Raw genomic sequence first — 19,868 nt, forward strand, 5'->3', positions numbered from 1 at the left:
CCGACTTCTCCGATTGCAGGCAGAACGAATACAGCGCCGACGGATGCCCGACAATCATGCGTGGCTTGTACGCCGCCGCCGCCTCATAAATATGTCGGAAATCCTGGGGATTCAGATGAAACGTATTCAGCCAGAGGTTGGCTTCCAACAGGTCCAGGTGCGTGTAATGATGTTTCTGCGGGAAATCGAGCGGGCGTCCCAATGTTACGCGCCGGTCCTTGAAACGATAGCCGAGGGCGTTGTAGTGCCGCCAAACCACCGCCTTGCGCAGCGATTCGTGCCGGGCGCTGCGATAAAGCGTCAGCGGAAAGCCGGTGGTTCCGGAGGTGACGGTCAGGATCGGGCGCGTCTGCGCAAAGCTGCGCGGCTTCATCTCCTCAAGAAATTCGCGCACGACGGCGCGATTGGTGGTCGGCAACTTGGCGAAATCGGCGGGCGTCTTGATATCGCCCGGCTCACAGCCGGCAGCGCCGAGAGTGCGTCGATAGTAAGCGGTCTCGTTGTAGGCGAACGCGATCACCGCCGATAAGCGCTCCCAGACGTAGTCCTGGAGTTGTTCGTCACCGTACAACAGCGAATGTCTGAGGAATCCGAATTGGCGCCGGAAGTCGCGGCCGTAGGCAAACGGAATCGGCGTCACTTGGTGACGCCAGCGCACTGAACGCTTGGCCAATTCGATCAGGTTCATGCGCTCTCGGTGATCGCCGCCTCGCCCAGCCGCGACACGACCTTCGACTTCTTGAAGCCGGACGTCGGCGGGATGCGATCGACATACTCGACGCGGATCGCAAACCAGTCCTTGGTCGCTTCCCGCAACTGCTCCACCAGGATCGGCTCGTCGCGCTCGCGCTCATACAGTGCGCCAGGCACCATGCGAAGGACGAGCGTATCGAGGTCGATTTGCTCGACTTGAATATCCTCCGGCATCGCAATCCCCTGCTTGTGAAGGATATCGTCATACTGGCAGTGCACGAGCCCGTGCCGCGAGATCAGGAAGTTCTTGTCGCGGCCGCCGACGAATTCGATTGTCGAATGCGCGTTGCGGCAGCGGTCACAGGGACGGATCTCAATCGCCAGATCGCGACAGTCATAGCGCAACAGCGGCATCGCGTAATTGACGAGGTTGGTGCCCAGTACCCGGCCCAGCGGCCGGCCGGCAAACTGCTCTGAACTGGGCGCCAGTTCATTGTAGACAAACTCGGAGTTGATGTGGTAGCGACCGCACGCCAATTGCGACGCGCTGACCGAATTCTCGCGATTGCCGTAGTGGTCATGGACGTTCGGCCCGATCCATCGCCGTAGCAACTCAAGTTGAGCGGCGCTGATCACCTCGGAGTAGACATACACCAGGGGGATGTTCAACGGCAGCAAGTTGGCCTTGCGCATCGCCGTCGCCAGCGCTGCCAGCGCTGACGGGTGAGCATAGAACATCCGCGGCTGAAAACGTCTGATCACTGCGCCGATGGCCTCGACGCTCTCCTCGTGCAGGAAGCGGCCGTTGAATGCGACCAGATTTTCGATCGGGTCGTATCGATACAGCAGGTCCGCCTCCTCGCCGACAAAAGGCACGTTGAGTGAGACGCGGCGCTGCTTGAATTCGTAGCCGATCTGGTTGAAATGCCGCCACTGCACCGCCCGCCGCATGGCTTCGGTATTCCAGGACCGATAGAACTTCAGCAGTCGGCCGGTCGATCCCGACGTCTGTGCCGGGGCGCCCCGATGCCGGGCATATTCCGATGAGGTGAAATCGGGCAGGTTTTCGTCGAGGTGCGTGCGGTTGATAATCGGCAGCTTGCGGAAATCGCCCCAACTGCGGAAGTCCTCCGCCGTAGCCTGATGCTCGGCGCTCCAACGCTGGTAAAACGGCACCGTGCGCAAGGCGTGCGCAATGAGCGACTTCACCTGCTGCCATTGATACTGCTCAATTCGCTCCGCCGGCCAGTGCAGCGATTGGCCGAGCATCACATAGTAGTCGGCGAATTCGGGACCATAGTGCGCCGGAATCGTACGCAGGCTCCAGCGCAATTTCCACGGGCGGCGCAGAAAATGGTGCCATGCGAAACTGAAATCAGGAAGTCGGTAAGAAGTCATGCCTGCTATCTCGCTCAATCGCCTGCGCGCGTCGATCGCGGTCGTGGTTGCGCGCTGAAAACGTTAGCAGAATCTCGGGGGCATTCAAGAAAAAACTCGCTCAACAACGCCGGGGAGTTCCGACCAGTCGCTGATCACGTAATCGGGCGGATTGCCGTCGGCCGCCTCGGCGTGGAAGCCGGTATAGAGCACCGCAGTCAGGCCCAGCGCCTTGGCGCCGCGCACATCGTGCGTCGGCAGATCGCCGCAGTGAACAGCGTTCGCCGGCTCGACCTGAAGACGTTGCAGCACATTCTGGAACTGCACAGCATGCGGCTTGGCGCGCCCGGTTTCATCCGAAAACGAAAACGCGGAGAAATATTCCAGAACACCGTGCTTCGCCATGTGCCGCCGCAAGATTCGTCCCGGCGTATAGCCGGTGTCGGAGACAATGCCGAGCTTGAACTCGCGCGCCAGCTCGGCCAACATCGGTGCAGCATTTGGCGCCAGCGTTGGATCGAGCATCAAGCCCATCTCGGCGAAATCGTGCGCCAGACTCTCCAGTTCGGCGGGGCCGAGTCTGATATTGCAGTGGTTCAACACCCACGCCAGTCGCTCATCAACCAAAGGGGTGCGCTGCTCGTTGAGGTAGATATTCGTGAACCACGGGCGGGAGGACTCAAAAGCGGCATCCAGCGCGACGTGGCCGTCGTGGCCGCGCTCAGCCAGGAACCGAAGCATGAACTGCTTGCGGGCGGCAAGAGTCTCCCGCTCCTTCCAGTCGGAAAAAAGGGTTTGCCAGAAGTCGAACAAGATCGCGCGTTGAGTCACAGTCTCTCCCGTTAAATACGCCCACAGCGGGCGGATTCGTACTCTGTGATACGAAGAATCGCGGGCGGCCGCAAGGAATTCTCCCGGCCGTCGCAGAAACACTACTATGTAGACAATCATTATTTCCCAACTGCGCTGTTGCGCCTCCGGCCGCGTCGATTATCATCTCCCAATGCAAAAAATCGCCGCCGTCATTCCGGCCTTCAATGCCGCCGGCATGCTCTCGCCGCTGATCGAGGCGATTCACACCTCGTACCCGCATCTCTCCGTCATCGTCGTTGATGATGGTTCCACTGACAATTCCGGCGACGTCGCGCGTTGGCACGGTGCGACCGTGCTCAGCCACGAGACCAATCGCGGCAAGGGCGCGGCGCTGAGAACCGGCTTCACCTACGCCCTCGAGCACGGCTTCGACGCGGTCATCACGCTCGATGCCGACTTGCAGCATGCGCCGGAGGAAATCCAGCGCTTCCTGGACGAGTATTTCTGGGATGACCTGATCCTCATCGGCGTGCGCCGATTAGGGAGCGGCATGCCGCTGGAGCGCAAGATTTCCAACTCCCTCTCCAGCTTCGTCGCCTCCGTCGTATCCGGGGCCCGGATCAGCGACAGCCAGTGCGGTTTCCGGCTGATTCCCGCGCGCGTGCTCCGCAGCATCAACCTGCAGTCGACCCACTACGACCTCGAACCGGAACTCCTGATCCGTGCCGTCCGCGCCGGATTCCGCGTCCGGGGCATCCCCATCAGCACTATCTACAACGACAGCCCGAGCTCGATTCGCCCGGCGCGCGACACACTTCGGTTCTTGCAAATGCTGGTGCGATCCCTATTTTGGTAAACTCATGTTGGCCCTATTGACGAACGATGACGGTTACGAGGCCGAAGGCCTGCGCCGCCTTGCCAAAGAGGTCGCCAGGATCTGCTCGGTACTCGTCGTCGCCCCGCATATCAATCAGTCGGCTGCCGGCCACTCGCTGACACTGCAACGGCCATTGCGGATCAACCGCATCGGCCCCGACTACTATTCCGTTGACGGCACGCCCACCGATGCGGTCATGGTGGCGATGTACGGCATTCTCAATAATCGCCGTCCCGACATCATCCTCTCCGGCATCAATCGCGGACCGAACATGGGTGATGATGTCACCTACTCCGGGACGGTATCGGCAGCCTTTGAGGGCGCGATCCTGGGCATTCCGTCGATCGCCTTCTCATCGGTGGAGTTTGAAAACATCAACTATGTCGTCATGGCACGCTTTGCGCGCAAGTTGACAGCCAAGGTGCTGGAGCGCGGGCTACCCGATTTTACGCTGCTGAATGTCAACCTGCCGAACCCTCCGGCCGACGGCTTCAAGGGAGTCATGGCGACACGGTTGGGCAAACGCGTCTACCGCGACATTGTCGTGGAGAAAATCGACCCGCGCGGCGAAAAGTACTACTGGATCGCCGGCGAGCCGGAATGGAGCGATGCCGAATTGTCCGACTACTCGGCCACGAAAGAGGGCTACATCTCGATAACGCCGCTCAAGATGGACATGACCGATTTTTCATTCCGTGAAGAATTGGCCAGATGGGGTCTGAAACCCTAAGACGCCGAGCACTTGATATGCGCGGCGAGCCAGTCGCGGGCGGCGGCAATCTCCTGTGAAATCAAACCATGCCCGGCTTCGGCCCAGTGGATACTCACCGTGGCGCCGCTCTCGTGCAACAGCTCCGCTAACCGGACCGCCTCCGCCGGTGCCACGATTTCATCGTGACGACCGCCGGAGATGAAAACCTGGACGCCATCGAGGTTAGGCAGCTTCTGGGGGACCAGCGGCACCATCGGCCGCAGTAAGACCGCGCAGCGGAGCACGTCGGGAGCCAGAAGCAGCAGACTGGCGGCAATGTTGGCGCCGTTGGAGTAACCGGCTGCGACGACGCGGTGTGAGTTCAGTTGGTGCGTCGCCACCGCGCGCCGCACAAAATCAGCCAGCTCATTGGTGCGGAAGCGCAAATCGTCCAGATCGAAAACCCCGGGAGAGAGCCGCCGGAAGAAACGCGCCATCCCGTTTTCGGAAACTTTGCCCAGTGGGCTGAGGATGGCTGCCGCCGGATATAGGCGTTCGCCCAAAGGGATCAGATCGTATTGCGTGCCGCCGGTGCCGTGAAGCACCAACAAGGTGACATCGTTATCGGGGCTGCGCGCCGGCAGAAATTCGTACTGAAATCCGAGATCGTTGGCTTGCAGCATCGTCTTAGGTCAGTGCGGGGAGTTTCACCGGTGGTAATCGCAGTTCGATCTGCGCGCGGCTACCTTCGAGCCAGTCGGGTAGAGTAAGATTGGAGCCGAGCGCTTCCTCTGTCTGATCAACAGTGAAACCCGGTTCGTCAGTGGCGATCTCGAAGAGCACACCGCCCGGTTCGCGGAAGTAAATCGAGTGAAAATACTTGCGGTCGACGATCGGCGTTACCTGGTAGCCGAGTTCGGCAATGCGCGAACGCCATCCCGGCTGATCGGCATCGTAGCAGCGCCAGGCGATATGGTGCACGGTACCGGATCCGCCGCGTCCGTTGGCGCCGGCGGGCGGTTTGAGCAGATCTACGTACTGCGCGTTGTCACCCTCGCCGACACGGAAGCTGGCGCGATCCGCCGACGTGCCGAGTTCCTTCAGACCCAAATGTCGCTTCAACAACTCCGCCGTCTCGCCGTGATTAGTGATCGCCATGGTCACGCCATGGAAGCGGCGAATGGCATGCTCGGCAAGAATTTTGCCGGGCGCCCAGTACTTGCCGGCACGGGAGTCATCAGCGACCAACTCCAGCGGCAAGCCGTCCGGATCGGCAAACGCAATCACGGCGCGACCATTGCGCTCGATCGGGCCGATCGCGCTGATACCCGCGCGGGCCAGGCGCAACGCCCAGAACTCCACCGCCGACGAGGCAATACTGAACGCGATAGCTGAAACCTGGCCTTCGCCCACCTTGCCGGGTCGCGCACCAACATAGGGGAAAAACGTCAAGATCGATCCAGGGCTGCCCTGGGCATCGCCAAAATACAGGTGGTAAGTACCGGGATCGTCGAAATTGACTGTCAATTTGACCAGCCGCAGTCCGAGGAGGCCGGAGTAGAAATTGATCCCGGCTTGCGGGTCGGCGGAGATTGCAGTGATGTGGTGAATGCCGTGAATTGGTTTCGTCATCTGTCTCTTTCTGAATGTACCGAATTCTATACGGAGGAGCGGGGCGGCAAATTAGCGTAGGTCGAACGGAAAAATCTGATTTCTTATCCGGTCAGATCGTGACGCCCTGGTCGGCGGCCTCGCCGGAAGTGCGGGTCGGGGATTGCGATTTACGCAGTTGCGTGATGATCTTCTTGAGGCGCGGAAAACGATGGCGCGTCAGCACGATACAGCGATAGCGCACGCCGCCGAGCCGCTCTTTAAACCCCTCGAGGTTGAACCGGCCGAGGCTCATCCCCAGGCTGTATTCCTGAATGCCGCGCTCAGTCAGGCGTTTGATAATCATGGCATGGACATAATTCGTGGCGCGTAATTGCTGGTATTCATACTTGAAACCGCCAAACAAATACGCGCCGGTCCGCCGATAGCCGCCGAAAATGACGCTCGAGATCGCCTCACCCTGATAATAGCCCACGGCAATTTCCGCTGTCGATCCGGGGAATTGGAAGAGCCGTTCGATGCGGTCGAAACGATGGTAGGATGCGGTCGGGTCGCGACCCTGCCACCGTCGTACCGAATGCTCATAGATTTCGTAGAACTTCTCCAACTGCTCGCGGCCGCCGAATTTCACCTCAATGCCGACATTGGCGGCGCGCCGCAGTACGTTGCGCTGAACCGGCTTCTGGTTGAACCAGTCCTCATACGTCGGCCCCAGCACCGCCTTGTGGAAATCGTAGGCGCCCGACTGATAGTAGTTGAGCTTGGCGAACATCGCGCGGTTGGGTTCATATTCCGCGCTGGGGACATGAAGCGTGATCACGCAATTGCGCGGCAGCTCTGTTAGCCGGTCCAGCCAATCGGCCGTGACTTTCGGGATACCGAGGAAGCTGTTATACTGCACGCCAACCCAGTGGTCGGATGTCAGCAATCCCATATGCGTGCTTTTGCGCCGTGAAAACGGCAGGAACAGGTCGCCGGCGCTGTAGATGAACGTGTTATTCCAGGCGACATCCATGCTCGCGGCATATTCGGGGCCGCCGGTTGGACAGGGAGAAATACCGGTGCGGTCAACAGCTTCGCGCCACGCGGTGATGTGGGAGTCGGTCAAAGGAACCAGTGTCATCGGTCAACTCAATAGCAGCAGGGTAAGCATTGCCGTCCAATCGCACAACTAATACCGAATCAAAATCGACACACCCCTCCACGAGACCGCTGGCGCTTTGCCATCGCCGCGGGAACTTTGCGCGTAATTTGTTGTAGATGACGATATAACCAGCTATTGGTTATGGAGATGTGAGCAATCACCGCGTTGTGCCGGCCGCGTCCGGAAGGAGGGAATCTTGAACTATCGCAGAATTCTGTTTGCAGCCTCGATCTTTCTGATTTGCAGCCTGACCACAGCGTTTGCCGGCGCCAAGCTTGATATCAGCTCCACGACCTTCGACTTCGGGATCATACCCCAGGTTGGAAAAGTCAGCCATACTTACTACATGAAATCCACCGGCACCGACTCCCTGCGCATCCTCGGAATCAAGCCGGGATGCGGCTGCACCAAGGCGCCGCTGGAAAAAGAAGTTGTGGCGCCCGGCGATTCGACCGGCGTCGAACTGATCTTCACCTCCAGCGAAGCCTATCGAGGCAAGACGCAGAAAACAGCTACGGTCACCTGCAACGACGACGAGCGCGGCAGCTTCCTGCTTCGGTTCAGCGCGCAGTTCAATACTGTTCCCGATAGCGCCAAGCCGATTCAATTGGCGCCGTGGAGCCTCGAAATCGCGGAAGGGGAGAGGGCCAAGGAGTTGTCAATAGCTGTAAAGAACGTCTCCGACCAGCCGTTGACCCTCAAGATGGCCAGCCTGCCGCTGGGATTCCTCAAGGTGACCCTGCCGTCCACTCCCATCGCTCCGAATCAGACCGCCGCTATCAAAGTCCAGGTCGATCCCAAGTGTAAAGCCAACGCATTCGAAAAGTCATTCACCCTTGAATGCAGCGACGACCAGACGACGCACTTCACCGTCCCGGTCGTCTTGGGCAAACCGGCCGCGGCCGGCGCCGGCCATTAGACCCGTGTCACTTCCTTTTTATGTCCGACGGGCGGTCACTTGACCGCCCGTCTTGCTTTGCTCGCTCCTTGTTGGACTACTTTCCAGTGGAGAGGATGCGGGCGAGCCGCACCAGCGTTTTGACGCCGAATCCTTTCGCGCCTTTGCCGAGATGGTCGAGCGCGGCCTCCTTGCAGCCGGGACCGGCCATGTCGATGTGCACCCACCTGGCGTCATCGGCTACCCATTGCTTCAGGAATACGGCCGCCGTTACCGCGCCGCCCCAGGCATCGCCGCGATTCTTCACGTCGGCGATCGTGGTCTTGATTTTCTCGCTGTGCGGCAGATGGAGCGGCAACTCCCAGAACAACTCACCCTCAGCCTGACCCGCCGCAATCAACGACTGCGTGAACTTCGGGTCGGTGCCGAAAACGCCGGCGATCTCTTCTCCCAGCGCCACGACGCACGCGCCGGTGAGCGTGGCGGCATCAATGATCCAATCCGGCTTGCGCTCGCCCGCAAGTGTCAACGCGTCGGCGAGAATGATGCGTCCCTCGGCGTCGGTGTGCTCGACTTCAATCGTCTTGCCGGAACGCGTTGTCAGCACGGCGGTCGTGTGGATGGCCTCGCCCGAAATGTCGTTTTCCGCCAGCGGCGTGATAACAGTCACTCTGAGCGGCAAACGCAACCGCGCAATCGCCGTCGCCGCACCGAACATCGTCGCCGATCCGCCCATGTCGTATTTCATGCCGATCTGCGACGCCGCGGACTTCAGGCCATAACCGCCGGTGTCGTAGGTCACCCCCTTGCCGACCAGACATAGATGTTTGCGCGCGCCCCGCGGTGCGTACTCGGCGATTACCATTCGCGGCTTCGCCTTGGCGCCCATGCCGACGCCCAGCAGCCCGCCGCAGCCCTCACGCACCAGTCGCCGGTCATCCCAGACCTTGACGCGCAGCCCCGACTTGCGCGCCCAACGCTCATATTCTTTCGCCAGTGTAACCGGATTCTTGACGTTCGACGGCTCGTTCATCAAGTCGCGCGCGATGTTCGTGGCCTCAAAGATCACCTCCCGCTCGCGCAGCAGACGACCGAGTGCGCCGGTAGCGTTCAGCCCGGTCGCGACGATCGGAATCGGCTTGGCTTTCTTGGAAAGGTAGCGGTCAAACGAATACGCGCCCAGCCAGGCGGCTTCATGCACATCAAGTAGCCAGTCGCTGTGCTGCGTATTGAGCAAAACCACCAGCCGCCTGCAACCTTCCTTCGCAGCCGTTGCGACCGTCGCCGCGACGGCCTTCTTCAGCTCGCGGTGCGAGTCCGAGTATTTGGCGTCGAGGCGCACGCTGCGCACCAGCAGGTCCCGGCCGCCGCTCTTGCCGCGCCAGAGGGTGAGATTGCCGCCGGCGTCCTTCGGCGAGTGCGCGATCTTCTGAATTTCCTTCGGCAGCGCCGATTTGACATACATCGCCTTCTCGCTGTCAAGGTACGGCAACAGCAGGCAATCGCCTTCCCGCAACCGCAGCTTCGGCATCAACGAAAACTTCGAGTACGGCATCAGAGTCTCCTTTCCGCGAGCTACTTCTTGGCCTTGCCCTGCGCCGCCACGGCCGCCACGGCTGCCTGAACCTTCTCAGGGTCGGCCAGATAATAGTGCTGGATCGGCTTGAGGTCGGCATCCAACTCGTATACCAGCGGAATCGCCGTGGGAATATTGAGTTCGATGATATCCTTCTCGGAAACGTTGTCGAGATATTTGATCAGCGCGCGCAGGCTGTTGCCGTGGGCGGCAATTAAGACGCGCTGACCCGACTTGATCGCCGGTGCGATCTGCTCATGCCAGAACGGCAGCACGCGCGCGACCGCATCCTTGAGACACTCGGTCCGCGGCAATTGCTCCCGGGTCAGCGCCCGATAGCGCGGATCGCGGCCGGGATGGCGTTCGTCGCTCTCCTCCAGCGCCGGCGGCGGCACATCATACGACCGACGCCAGATCAACACCTGCGCATCGCCGTACTTGGCGGCAATCTCAGCCTTGTCGAGACCCTGCAACGCGCCGTAGTGCCGTTCATTTAACCGCCAACTGCGGATCACGGGAATCCACATCAGATCCATCCCGTCCATCACGTACCACAGCGTGCGAATGGCGCGCTTCAACACGGAAGTGTACGCCAGATCAAACGTGTAGCCGCGCTCGCGCAGCGTTATCGCCGCTTCCTGCGCTTCCTTGCGGCCCTGTTCGGAGAGATCGACGTCAGTCCAGCCGGTGAAGCGATTCTCCTTGTTCCAGACCGACTCGCCATGGCGAAGCAATACGAGCTTATACAAGCAGACAATTCCTCCACAGAATTCACTTCAATCGACCGGCAAGATGAGATGCACAATCCTCACCGCCAAGCCCTTTTTGACACCGCCGGGACTACACCTGCGGATTTGTCCCTAGCCACTCGGCGAGGAACGCCTGGTGCCGGCCGGGAGTGAACTCGATCGGCTGAAAATCCGCCACGCCGTTAATCCGATAAGGGTCGTCGGCAAGAAATCGATCCAATGCCGCGCGCGATTCGGCACGGGCGATGATCACGCCGCCGGTGCGCGGGTTTTGCGGCCCCGACAGCAACACGATACCGGCCTCGACGCCCCGCTGCAAATGAGCCCGGTGGTCCGGCACGATTGCCTCAAACTCGGCGAAGGGGCGACAATAGTTGATCAGCACGACGTAATGGGGCATAAGCAGACTTCTCCTCGAATTGACCACTAAAGATAGAGATTGCCCGGTGAAAGTCGAAGCGATTATATTATGTCATCATTGACGAGAACTGAAATCTGCGCCTGGCCGCGCCGGCGCCAAAGAGGATTCATGAAAACGACCGGTTCTGGTACTGTTACCGAAAAGTATGCGGGAGTTACGACGGCGGCAGTCGAAAAAGCCACCGGCCGCGGCTGGAATGAGTGGACACGTATCCTCGACCGGGCCGGCGCTCGTAAGCTCTCTCACAAAGACATTGCCAAGTTGCTGCGGGCAAATTACGGTGATGTCCTCAGCGCCTGGTGGTGTCAGATGATCACCGTCGGCTATGAACAGAAGTGCGGTATGCGGGCGGTCGGGCAAAAAACTGACGGCTTCTCCGCAAATGCGAGCAAGACCTTCTCTCTGCCGTTGTCGTCGGTGTATCGTGCCTTTGTTGATTCTCGCCTCCGAGGCCGCTGGCTCGGACAGGATGAGATGCGCATCAGCACAGCATCAAAAGCCAAGACCATCCGGATCGCTTGGCTCCGACCAGATAGCCGGGTCGTGGTCAATTTCTATGAGAAGGGGGAGAATAAATGCCTCGTTCAGATCGAACACAGCCGATTGCCGAACGCCTCAACCCGCACGCGCACCAAACGATTCTGGGCTGAGCGCCTCGTGGCTCTGCACGCGCTGCTGAGCAAGAATTAGATTCCAGCGCCGCGCTACTTCCGCCACAGCGCCAGCTTGAAATCATCCACGCGCGCGCTGAAAACGCCCGCCTGCACCACCGGATCGCCTGACACAATCTCACGTGCTGCGGACAAATCGGTGCATTCGATGATCGCAATACCGTACTCGGCGTCGTCGCGACGCCCTGCCATCAGCAAGATACCGCGGTTCATTAGCTCCGTCAGGTAGGCAAAATGCTGAGAAACCGCAGCACCTTCCTCGGCAGTAGCATCGCTGGGAAAACTCGCGCGCGGCGGACGGTACATGATCACATAGTGGGGCATGGATAGTCTCTCAATCCCAAAAAGGTTCGCGGTTTACGCTTGCTCTCAATCAGACAAATAGTGTACGTATGTAGTTAGGTAAACGTCAAGCGCCGGGTCCGTATTGCCGGCGCCGGTGTCAACTACGACAGGATGGAAACCTTGACTGAAGCTTTGCATTATCACCAGTGTCCCTACTGCAAGAAGACGTATTCCTGCACCGGCAACTGCTACACCAATCGCGTCAACAATATGATTTGTGCGGAATGTCGGGTGAAATGGGAGCGGGAACTAACCGAAATCAAGAAGCACGGGACCAACTGGCACAAAGATATTCACTTCTAAGCATCGCCGCCTAAACGGCAAAGCTCTTCGGCCGCGGGGCGCCGGTGACCGGCTTGAGCTGGGACACCTCGCCACCTTTCGCGGCGATCATCTGGTGCATGAAGCGTCGGAAAGGGGCAAAATAGCACTCTTGGCCGCAAGCCGCCAAATCGTTCAGGTTGACGCAGTGCTGCTCGCAGCAGTCCCGATTGGTCAGCTTATGGCTCGGAAGTGGTTCGCCAATGTAGTCGAGGAAGAACTCGGCTTTGACCACAAAGCTCGTGCCGCAATCGACCAAATCGTGCTGGAAGAAATAGTAAACGCATTCGATCGAGTCGTCGGCAAAAGTCATGCCGATCAACCGCACCTGCGGATCATTAACCAGCTGATCGAGGTTGATCCAAGCCTTGCAGTACGGGCACTCTTTGCGATAGATTTCCGTCATTGGGCGGGTCATTTCCTCTCCATCTTAATCCTCTTATCGGCGCGGCAATGCCTTCGGCTTAGTCGTCGCGGATAGATTTGGCGATCTTTGGCTCACCGGCTGCCGCAAAGAGCACGGCGCAGTGATTCGTATCTGTTGTATCATGAGTGTGATTCAGTTAGTTTGCGCTACGAGAAACGAGATTCAACGATGATGCCTGCCGCCTACAGCACCACTCCGGAAACTTATCGCGCCATGAGCGACGATGAACTCCGCCGGCGCATCACCGCCATGAAGGCCGAATACGGCAAGCGCTTGGTAATCATGACCCACCATTATCAGCGCCGCGCTGTGGTCGAGTTCGGCGACCATCAGGGCGATTCCTATGGCCTGTGCAAGATCGGTGCCGCTGTCGAAGCCGAGTTCATCGTGTTCTGCGGCGTCCACTTCATGGCGGAGGCCGCCGTCATTCTCGCGCGACCGGAACAGAAGGTCTTTCTGCCGAATCCGCTCGCCGGCTGCCCGATGGCTGACATGGCCGCGATCGACTCGGTCTACGCCGCCTGGGACGAACTGCAGACGCTTCTCCCGGGTGCGAAGATTATCCCGATTTCTTACATGAATTCCGCTGCCGACCTCAAAGCCTTCTGCGGCAAAAACGACGGCGTCATCTGCACTTCGTCCAACGCGCATAAGGCGTTCGAATGGGCCTTCCAGCGCGGCGACAAGATTTTCTTCTTCCCCGATGAACACCTTGGCCGCAATACCGCCAATCGCTACGGCATTCCCAAAGACCAGTTCTTCGTCTGGGACTTTAACGCCGCGGCAGGGAAGCGCGATACTGCCGCCGTCCAGCGCGCGAAAGTGATCGCTTGGAAAGGCTACTGCCACGTGCATTCCGTCTTCCAGCCGCATCACATCACCGAAATGCGCGCTCAGTACCCGGGCATCAAGATCGTCGTGCATCCCGAATGCACTGAAGAACTGGTTGCGCTGGCCGATTCAGTCGGGTCGACCAGCCACATCGTCAAGTATGTCGCCGAACAGCCGGCGGGAAGCGTGATTGCCATCGGCACCGAATTGAATCTGGTCGACCGCTTGGCGCACCTTCACACCGATAAGAAAATTCTCGAATTGGCCGGACAAACTTGCGCCATGTGCGTGAACATGTACCGCACCACGCTCAATGATCTGGCTTATACGCTCGATCACTTGGAGACTTTGAAGCCGATGACGGTCTATGACGACGTCAAGCACAACGCGCGCATAGCTTTGGAAAGAATGCTTGCCATCGCTGGATGATCCTGTTATCATCTCAAGCTGTTTACGGGGCGGCAAATCGGGCGGGACGCTCGAATTGATTCTGAATGTAGTTATTTGCGATAAGGAGTTGCGATAATGGCTTATGTCTTGAAAGTCCCGCAAATGGGTGAATCCGTGGTGGAAGGGACTATCAATCAATGGTTTGTCGAAGTCGGCCAGGCGATCAAGAAGGATCAGCCGATCGTTGAACTGCTCACCGACAAGGTCAATGTCTCGGTGCCGGCCGAATCCGACGGCGTCCTCCTCGAGATTAAGGCCAAGGTCGGCGACATCGTTCCTGTCGGAAAAGAAATCGCCATTATCGGTGCCCCCGGTGAGAAACCCGGTGCCGCCACAGCGAGTGCGCCGGCTCCGGCGGCTGCTGCGCCCAAAGCGGCGGCCAAAGCTGCTCCCGCAGCGCCGGTGGCGGTTCACGCCCCGGTGGCAACTGCTCCGGCTGGACCAATGCGCCTCTCGCCCGTTGTGCGCCGGCTGATTAAGGAACACGGCATCGACGTCACCCAACTGCACGGTACCGGCACCGACGGCCGCGTGACCCAAAAGGATGTCGAGGACTACATCGCCCAGCGCGGTGGTGGTGCTCCTGCTGCTGCAGCTCCGGCAGCGACCTACACTCCGGCGGCCGCGCCCAAACAGGTCTTTGATACCAGCAAGCGCGTGGAGGAAATCCCCTTGCCGCGCGTCCGCAAGCTGATCGCCGACCATATGGTGAAATCGAAACAGACTTCGCCGCACGTCACGACCTTCGATGAATGCGATTTCACTCGCCTCGTCGAGTTCCGCGCCCGCAACGTCGACCGCCTCGAAAAAGAGCACGGCATCCGCATCACTTACATGCCGTTTATCGTGGCCGCCGCCTGCAAAGCCCTGAAAGACTTCCCGCTGATGAACGCCTCGATGACCGAGGACAAGATCATCGTCAAGCACTACTTCAACATCGGCATCGCCGTCGCCCGCGAGTCGGGTCTGATCGTGCCGGTGATCAAGGCCGCCGACCAGAAGGGCGTGGTTCAGATCATGAAAGAGCTGAAAGACCTCGGCGATCGCGCTCGCGCCGAACGCCTCCTGCCGCAGGATATCGAGGACGGCACCTTCTCGCTCACCAATGCAGGCGGTTATGGCGCGCTCAATTCGACGCCGATCATCAGCCAGCCGCAAGTGGCGATTCTCGGCATCCACGCGATCCAAAAACGCCCGGTCGTGCGCGACAACCAGATCGTCATCCGCGACATGATGAATTTCGGACTCTCCTTCGACCATCGCCTGATCGACGGCCACTACGCCGTGCAGTTCCTGCGCAAACTGATCGGCTACATCGAAGAACCGGAACTGATGCTGCTTTAGCTCATCGTAATTCCTGAGCTGCGTGCTCGCGTCATTCTCGCGAAAGCTCTCGCGTCATTCCCGCGAAGGCGGGAATCCAGGTTCATTCAGTGCCCCACCGCCGGCACGTCCAGATGAACAAGGGATCGTCGTTGCGGCAGGTCTTCCCGCGAAGCGCCATCGATCCCTACCGATCCACGACTCTCGCGCACTTCGTGGGGCGACCTGCCGCTCTAACCGGCCAACACGACCAACCCGCACTTTCTGTCAACCCACCGCACTCGCCGATCCCGAATCCCCCTTAACAATGGGAGCCAGAGAGTCGGATTCCTCGTTCCCCCGCACAACACCTGCATACTCTTCCTCCACACTCCCGCCGTGTGTCATTGCGAGGAGCGCCCCTTCCGTCGACCCGTCCTCCGCCCTCGACCGCGACGAAGCAATCTCGTTTCGTAGGCCACATCCATCCTTCGCCTCGCGCCAAACACAACCACCACCATCACCAGCGAATCGAACGTATCACCAATACTTATGAACGACACGACCCATACTCCAACGACCAAACCCCAGGCCCGCATCTTCGATCTCGGCCTTTCCGATTACGAGAAAGCCCGCCAACTGCAACTGCAAATGGTTGACAGGGTGATCGCCGGTGAAGCGCCCGATACTTTCATCTTCACCAGCCACCCCCCGACCATCACCGTCGGCCGCGGTAGCGACGTCGCCAACATCCTGGCCTCGGATGAGGAACTGCAAAAGCGCGGCGTCGCCAAATACGAGGTCGAGCGCGGCGGCGATGTCACCTTCCACGGCCCCGGACAGCAAATTGTCTATCCGATCGTCAACCTCGAACAGCGCGGCCGCGACTTGCACAAGTTCCTCCGCGACCTTGAAGAAGTCGTGATTCTCTTTCTCAAGGAATACAGTATCGAAGGGGAGCGCATCGCCGGCAAAACGGGTGTCTGGGTCGGCGGCAAGAAGATCTGCGCTATCGGTATCGCTGTGAAACGCTGGGTTAGCTATCACGGACTGGCGCTTAATCTCGATACCGACCTCTCATATTTTCAACTGATCAATCCCTGCGGTTTCGCCCCCGACTCTGTGACCAGCCTCACCGAAGTAGCTGGTTCCGCGGTCGACCGCAGTCGCGTCTTCTACCAGTTATCAAATTCTATCGAGAAAGTGTTTGGGGTCACGCTGGTACTCTAAGTCTGGTAGAATGAACCACTTAGAAACATAACCTTGTCGGCTGCTGCGTTCAGAATCCGCACAGTCGTCGCCTGTATAGAACAAAGCCGCTGGCGATCTAAAGGTTAGTCACCGCCGATAACGCTGTTCAGTTTTCTCCCATTTTCTCTTTCCGCCCCCTAAAGCCCCAAGCTGAAACGCCGATCACTTAAGCAAAGCGCTGATCTCTCTTGTAGTTAGCGAAAAGTTTTATGTTGACAGTTTTGCGTTTTTCAACGCACTTTTCGAAAGAAGAATAAGCTCGTGATGTTTCATGGTCTCCGGCAAGGAGTGGCGGAGAAGATCACGTTTGTCGTGCCGCCGCAAGGATTCGTCGACACGCAGACGCCCCCGCCTCTATACACCGCACGGTAACGCCGCAGATCAAAGGGACTTCAGGATACACAATGAGGACTTTCGCGCGTTGATTTTAATTGGAGGCAAGTGAGATTTGGAAGTGAAACCCATCATCAGCACAGAGGAGGAATCCTATTGAACCCGTATGTTAACTCTGCACTTTTGCATGCGAATTCAAATCTATAACAGGAGGTTTTGGTTTTGAAACTCAAACCAAAAGTAGCACTGGTTCTGTTTCTGATCCTCGCGCTCTGCAGCTTCTCGATGGCTGCAACGGTCGGCAAAATCGCCGGCAAGGTGACGGATAAGGAAACAGGCGCTCCGCTGCCGGGTGTCGCTGTGACGATCAACGGCACGACCATGGGAGCGCTCACGGATGTGGAGGGGAGATACTTCATCCTCAACGTTCCCGTCGGAACTTACACGCTCAAGGCCGAAATCATCGGCTATGCCCCGGTCGAACTGCAGGGTCTTGCCGTTTCCGTCGATCTGACGGCATCAGCGGATTTCCAACTGTCGTCCAAGGTGCTCGACATCGGCCAGACGCAAATCGTGATCGCCGAACGTCCGCTGGTGATTCTGGATCAAACCAAGTCGCTGAAAATCGTCAGCGGCGATGAAATCCAACAACTGCCGACGCGCGGTTATACCGATGTCGTCGGCCTGTCGGCGGGCGTCGTCGCCTACTCGGAAAACGTGGAAGCGTCCGCCGTCGGTACGCGCGGTGGCCGTGAGGCTTCCAACCAGCCGGCGTTGAACATCCGCGGTGGCCGGCAGGGCGACGTCGCCTATTTCGTCGACGGTTTCTCCCAGCAGGATCCGCTGACGAACATGTCGACGACCGCGATCAACAACAACGCCATTGAGGAGATTTCGATCTCCAATGGCGGTTTCAACGCCGAATACGGCTGGATTTCCTCGGGCGCGATCAACGTCACGACCAAGGAGGGCGCCAAGCAGTACTCCGGCGCGATTGAAGCGGTCACCGACGAGTTCATGGGATCGGACAATCGCTTCAATTACAATGTTCTGGCCTTCAATCTCGATGGCCCGATCATGCCGAATAACGATAAGGCGAGCTTCTTCGCTTCAATGGAACGCCGCCGGCTCGGCGATCGCGCACCCCGCGCAACTGCCGGTGGCCGGCTGCCGCACAACGACCTGTCCGGCTGGACCTGGCAGGGCAAGGTGCGCTACGATCTCAACCAGAAGAACATCCTGCGCATCGGCACCCTTGGATCTTACGAGGAGTGGAACGAGTTCCGCATGAACTACTACTTCAATGGGACTCACGCGCCGCGCTATCTGGATGAAAACTACTCGTACTACGCCAAGTGGACGAACAACATCACCCAGAAAACCTTCTTCGAACTCGGCGGGACCTACTACATCACCAAGCGGTTCCGCGGTGACGCCACGCATTGGACCGACATCTATTCGTACCAGCGTCCCGACGGCAATCCGACCTTTGATGATACCCGGCTATTCTGGGCGGGCGATGATCTGAGCACGCCGGAAGATGAAGGTCACGTGTGGGAAGACGTGCTGAAACGTCATTCGTCCTACATCGGCCTCAACTTCGATATGACCAGCCAGGTCAACGAATTCAACGAAGTGCAGTTCGGCGTCGATTTTGAACGCCACCAATTGCGCTATTACAACCACCTCGATCCCACCCGTATCGACACGACCATTGCCGATCCGGCGGACCGCGACCGCGTTTCCTGGCAGGATGCCAATTTCTACGGCTATGACAAGACCGGCCAGGAAAACGTCGACAATGGCCCCGACGGCGCCAAGAAGCCATACAACTTCGCGGTCTATCTTCAGGATAAGTTCGAGTGGGAAGGCCTGGTCGTCAACGCCGGTCTGCGCTACGACTACCTGAACGTCAACACCGACCGTCTGCGCAACGAAGAGCGCCCGCTCGATCCGGATAACATCCTGGCCAATCCGGCCGCGCATACTCCGGAAGAGATCCAGGGCGCCACGCAGTTGACCGACTCCGACTTCGAGAAGGCCAAGGCGGAGCAGAAGCTCTCGCCGCGTCTCGGCATCGGCTTCCCGGTCTCCGACCGCACCGTCCTGCACGTGAATTACGGCAAGTTCTTCCAGCGCCCGGAACTGCAGTACCTCTACGTCGGTACGCAGTACCTGCAGCGCATGGTGAAGGACGCCCCGTATTATGCGGCGATTGGTAATCCCAATCTGCAGCCGGAAGAGACAACGGCGTATGAAGTTGGTATGGCGCACCAGTTAGGCGATTTCACCAGCTTCAACATCACCGCCTACTTCAAGGACCTCAAGGGCCTGACCCAGGTCATTAATCAGCCGTCCTCGCCAAACGCGTTCGCGACTTATCGCAACACCGACTTCGGCACCGTCAAGGGACTGGAAGTCGCGCTCAAGATGCGTCGCACCCGCTCGATCCAGGGCGAATTGAACTACTCGTTGTCTTACGCCGCCGGCACCGGCTCGTACGCGACTTCGCAGGGTAACATCGCCTGGACCAACACCGAGCGCCCGATCCGCATCTCGCCGCTCGACTTCGACCAGCGCCACAAGATCACCGCGATCCTCGACGTGCGCGCCGGTGAAAATCAGGGGCCGCTGATGGGCACGATTCACCCGCTCGAAAACGCCGGGTTGAACTTCGTGTTCCGCGCTGCCTCCGGTACGCCGTACACCCCGATGGCGGTCTACAACGAAATCTCGCTGGCGTCGGTTACGCCGACTCCCGTGGGCAAGATCAACTCGCGCTCAGGCCCGTGGACCTATCGCCTGGATATCAAGGCGAATAAGGGCTTCCAGGTCGCTCGCCTGAACTGGGATGTCTATCTCTGGGTGATCAACGTCTTTGACACCGACAATGCGATCGACGTTTACGAAGGTACCGGGCGCGCCGACAACACCGGTTGGCTGGCGACCGCCGAGGGCCGGACTTACGCCGAGACCTACGGCCAGGAGGGAGTTGACAAGTACAACTTCAAACAGGCCAATCCCGGCAACTATGACACGCCGCGTCAGGTCCGCTTGGGCTTGCGGCTGAACTTCTAAGGCGAGTTA

Annotated in this window: 20 protein-coding genes; 9 read left to right on the top strand and 11 right to left on the bottom strand. The window is 58.9% G+C overall.

The window, feature by feature from the left end; genetic code table 11:
• The 3 genes from IT585_00465 to IT585_00475 form a co-directional block, all read right to left on the bottom strand.
• Positions 1–688: hypothetical protein (locus IT585_00465; GenBank protein MCC6961704.1), on the bottom strand; the 688-nt coding region annotated here is incomplete at its 3' end.
• The gene (locus IT585_00470; protein ID MCC6961705.1) at positions 685–2,091 is read right to left on the bottom strand and encodes a phenylacetate--CoA ligase family protein; all 1,407 of its coding nucleotides are present in this window, start codon (positions 2,089–2,091) and stop codon (positions 685–687) included. The genes IT585_00465 and IT585_00470, both read right to left, overlap by 4 nt.
• A gap of 84 nt (positions 2,092–2,175) precedes the next feature.
• Positions 2,176–2,901, bottom strand: coding sequence for an HAD family hydrolase (locus IT585_00475; GenBank protein MCC6961706.1), 726 nt, complete (start codon positions 2,899–2,901; stop codon positions 2,176–2,178).
• Between the two features lie 172 nt (positions 2,902–3,073).
• Here IT585_00475 and IT585_00480 point away from each other — a divergent pair, with 172 nt between their 5' ends.
• Positions 3,074–3,739, top strand: a complete 666-nt coding sequence (locus IT585_00480; GenBank protein MCC6961707.1) for a glycosyltransferase family 2 protein — start codon at positions 3,074–3,076, stop codon at positions 3,737–3,739.
• A gap of 4 nt (positions 3,740–3,743) precedes the next feature.
• Positions 3,744–4,490: a 5'/3'-nucleotidase SurE gene (gene surE / locus IT585_00485; protein MCC6961708.1), complete on the top strand. Its 747-nt coding sequence runs from the start codon at positions 3,744–3,746 to the stop codon at positions 4,488–4,490.
• Here the strand turns inward: surE and IT585_00490 are convergent.
• From IT585_00490 to IT585_00500, 3 genes are all read right to left on the bottom strand, one after another.
• Positions 4,487–5,134, bottom strand: a complete 648-nt coding sequence (locus tag IT585_00490; protein ID MCC6961709.1) for an alpha/beta hydrolase — start codon at positions 5,132–5,134, stop codon at positions 4,487–4,489. The genes surE and IT585_00490 overlap by 4 nt on opposite strands.
• A 4-nt stretch (positions 5,135–5,138) precedes the next feature.
• A complete protein-coding gene (locus IT585_00495) occupies positions 5,139–6,083 on the bottom strand; it encodes a ring-cleaving dioxygenase (protein MCC6961710.1) in 945 nt (314 codons plus the stop codon).
• A gap of 91 nt (positions 6,084–6,174) precedes the next feature.
• Positions 6,175–7,185: a GNAT family N-acetyltransferase gene (locus IT585_00500; protein ID MCC6961711.1), complete on the bottom strand. Its 1,011-nt coding sequence runs from the start codon at positions 7,183–7,185 to the stop codon at positions 6,175–6,177.
• Between the two features lie 217 nt (positions 7,186–7,402).
• On the opposite strand from IT585_00500, the gene IT585_00505 reads away from it, so the two are divergent.
• The gene (locus IT585_00505; GenBank protein MCC6961712.1) at positions 7,403–8,125 is read left to right on the top strand and encodes a DUF1573 domain-containing protein; all 723 of its coding nucleotides are present in this window, start codon (positions 7,403–7,405) and stop codon (positions 8,123–8,125) included.
• 76 nt (positions 8,126–8,201) lie between these two features.
• Here IT585_00505 and IT585_00510 read toward each other — a convergent pair whose 3' ends face one another.
• From IT585_00510 to IT585_00520, 3 genes are all read right to left on the bottom strand, one after another.
• Positions 8,202–9,659, bottom strand: coding sequence for a leucyl aminopeptidase family protein (locus IT585_00510; GenBank protein MCC6961713.1), 1,458 nt, complete (start codon positions 9,657–9,659; stop codon positions 8,202–8,204).
• A gap of 20 nt (positions 9,660–9,679) precedes the next feature.
• Complete coding sequence (gene gpmA, locus IT585_00515) at positions 9,680–10,429, bottom strand: 2,3-diphosphoglycerate-dependent phosphoglycerate mutase (protein ID MCC6961714.1); 750 nt, start codon at positions 10,427–10,429, stop codon at positions 9,680–9,682.
• A gap of 91 nt (positions 10,430–10,520) precedes the next feature.
• A complete protein-coding gene (locus tag IT585_00520) occupies positions 10,521–10,829 on the bottom strand; it encodes a hypothetical protein (protein ID MCC6961715.1) in 309 nt (102 codons plus the stop codon).
• Between the two features lie 129 nt (positions 10,830–10,958).
• Between IT585_00520 and IT585_00525 the strand changes: the two genes are divergently transcribed.
• The gene (locus IT585_00525; protein MCC6961716.1) at positions 10,959–11,540 is read left to right on the top strand and encodes a hypothetical protein; all 582 of its coding nucleotides are present in this window, start codon (positions 10,959–10,961) and stop codon (positions 11,538–11,540) included.
• Between the two features lie 14 nt (positions 11,541–11,554).
• Here the strand turns inward: IT585_00525 and IT585_00530 are convergent, their stop codons facing one another.
• A complete protein-coding gene (locus tag IT585_00530) occupies positions 11,555–11,845 on the bottom strand; it encodes a hypothetical protein (GenBank protein ID MCC6961717.1) in 291 nt (96 codons plus the stop codon).
• Positions 11,846–11,986: 141 nt separating this feature from the next.
• Between IT585_00530 and IT585_00535 the strand changes: the two genes are divergently transcribed.
• Positions 11,987–12,169: a hypothetical protein gene (locus IT585_00535; GenBank protein ID MCC6961718.1), complete on the top strand. Its 183-nt coding sequence runs from the start codon at positions 11,987–11,989 to the stop codon at positions 12,167–12,169.
• A 10-nt stretch (positions 12,170–12,179) separates the two neighbouring features.
• Here IT585_00535 and IT585_00540 read toward each other — a convergent pair whose 3' ends face one another.
• Entirely contained in the window at positions 12,180–12,605 is a 426-nt protein-coding gene (locus tag IT585_00540; protein MCC6961719.1) for a hypothetical protein, read from the bottom strand.
• A gap of 177 nt (positions 12,606–12,782) precedes the next feature.
• Between IT585_00540 and nadA the strand changes: the two genes are divergently transcribed.
• From nadA to IT585_00560, 4 genes are all read left to right on the top strand, one after another.
• Complete coding sequence (gene nadA / locus IT585_00545; GenBank protein MCC6961720.1) at positions 12,783–13,874, top strand: quinolinate synthase NadA; 1,092 nt, start codon at positions 12,783–12,785, stop codon at positions 13,872–13,874.
• A 96-nt stretch (positions 13,875–13,970) separates the two neighbouring features.
• Positions 13,971–15,239 carry a dihydrolipoyllysine-residue succinyltransferase gene (gene sucB / locus IT585_00550; protein ID MCC6961721.1) on the top strand — a complete coding sequence of 423 codons (1,269 nt, stop codon included), beginning with the start codon at positions 13,971–13,973 and terminating at the stop codon, positions 15,237–15,239.
• Between the two features lie 510 nt (positions 15,240–15,749).
• A complete protein-coding gene (gene lipB / locus IT585_00555) occupies positions 15,750–16,427 on the top strand; it encodes a lipoyl(octanoyl) transferase LipB (protein ID MCC6961722.1) in 678 nt (225 codons plus the stop codon).
• A 576-nt stretch (positions 16,428–17,003) separates the two neighbouring features.
• The gene (locus IT585_00560) at positions 17,004–19,859 is read left to right on the top strand and encodes a TonB-dependent receptor (GenBank protein ID MCC6961723.1); all 2,856 of its coding nucleotides are present in this window, start codon (positions 17,004–17,006) and stop codon (positions 19,857–19,859) included.
• The last annotated feature ends 9 nt before the right edge of the window (positions 19,860–19,868 follow it).

The sequence above is a fragment of the Candidatus Zixiibacteriota bacterium genome (assembly GCA_020853795.1).
Lineage (GTDB): Bacteria > Zixibacteria > MSB-5A5 > CAIYYT01 > CAIYYT01 > JADJGC01.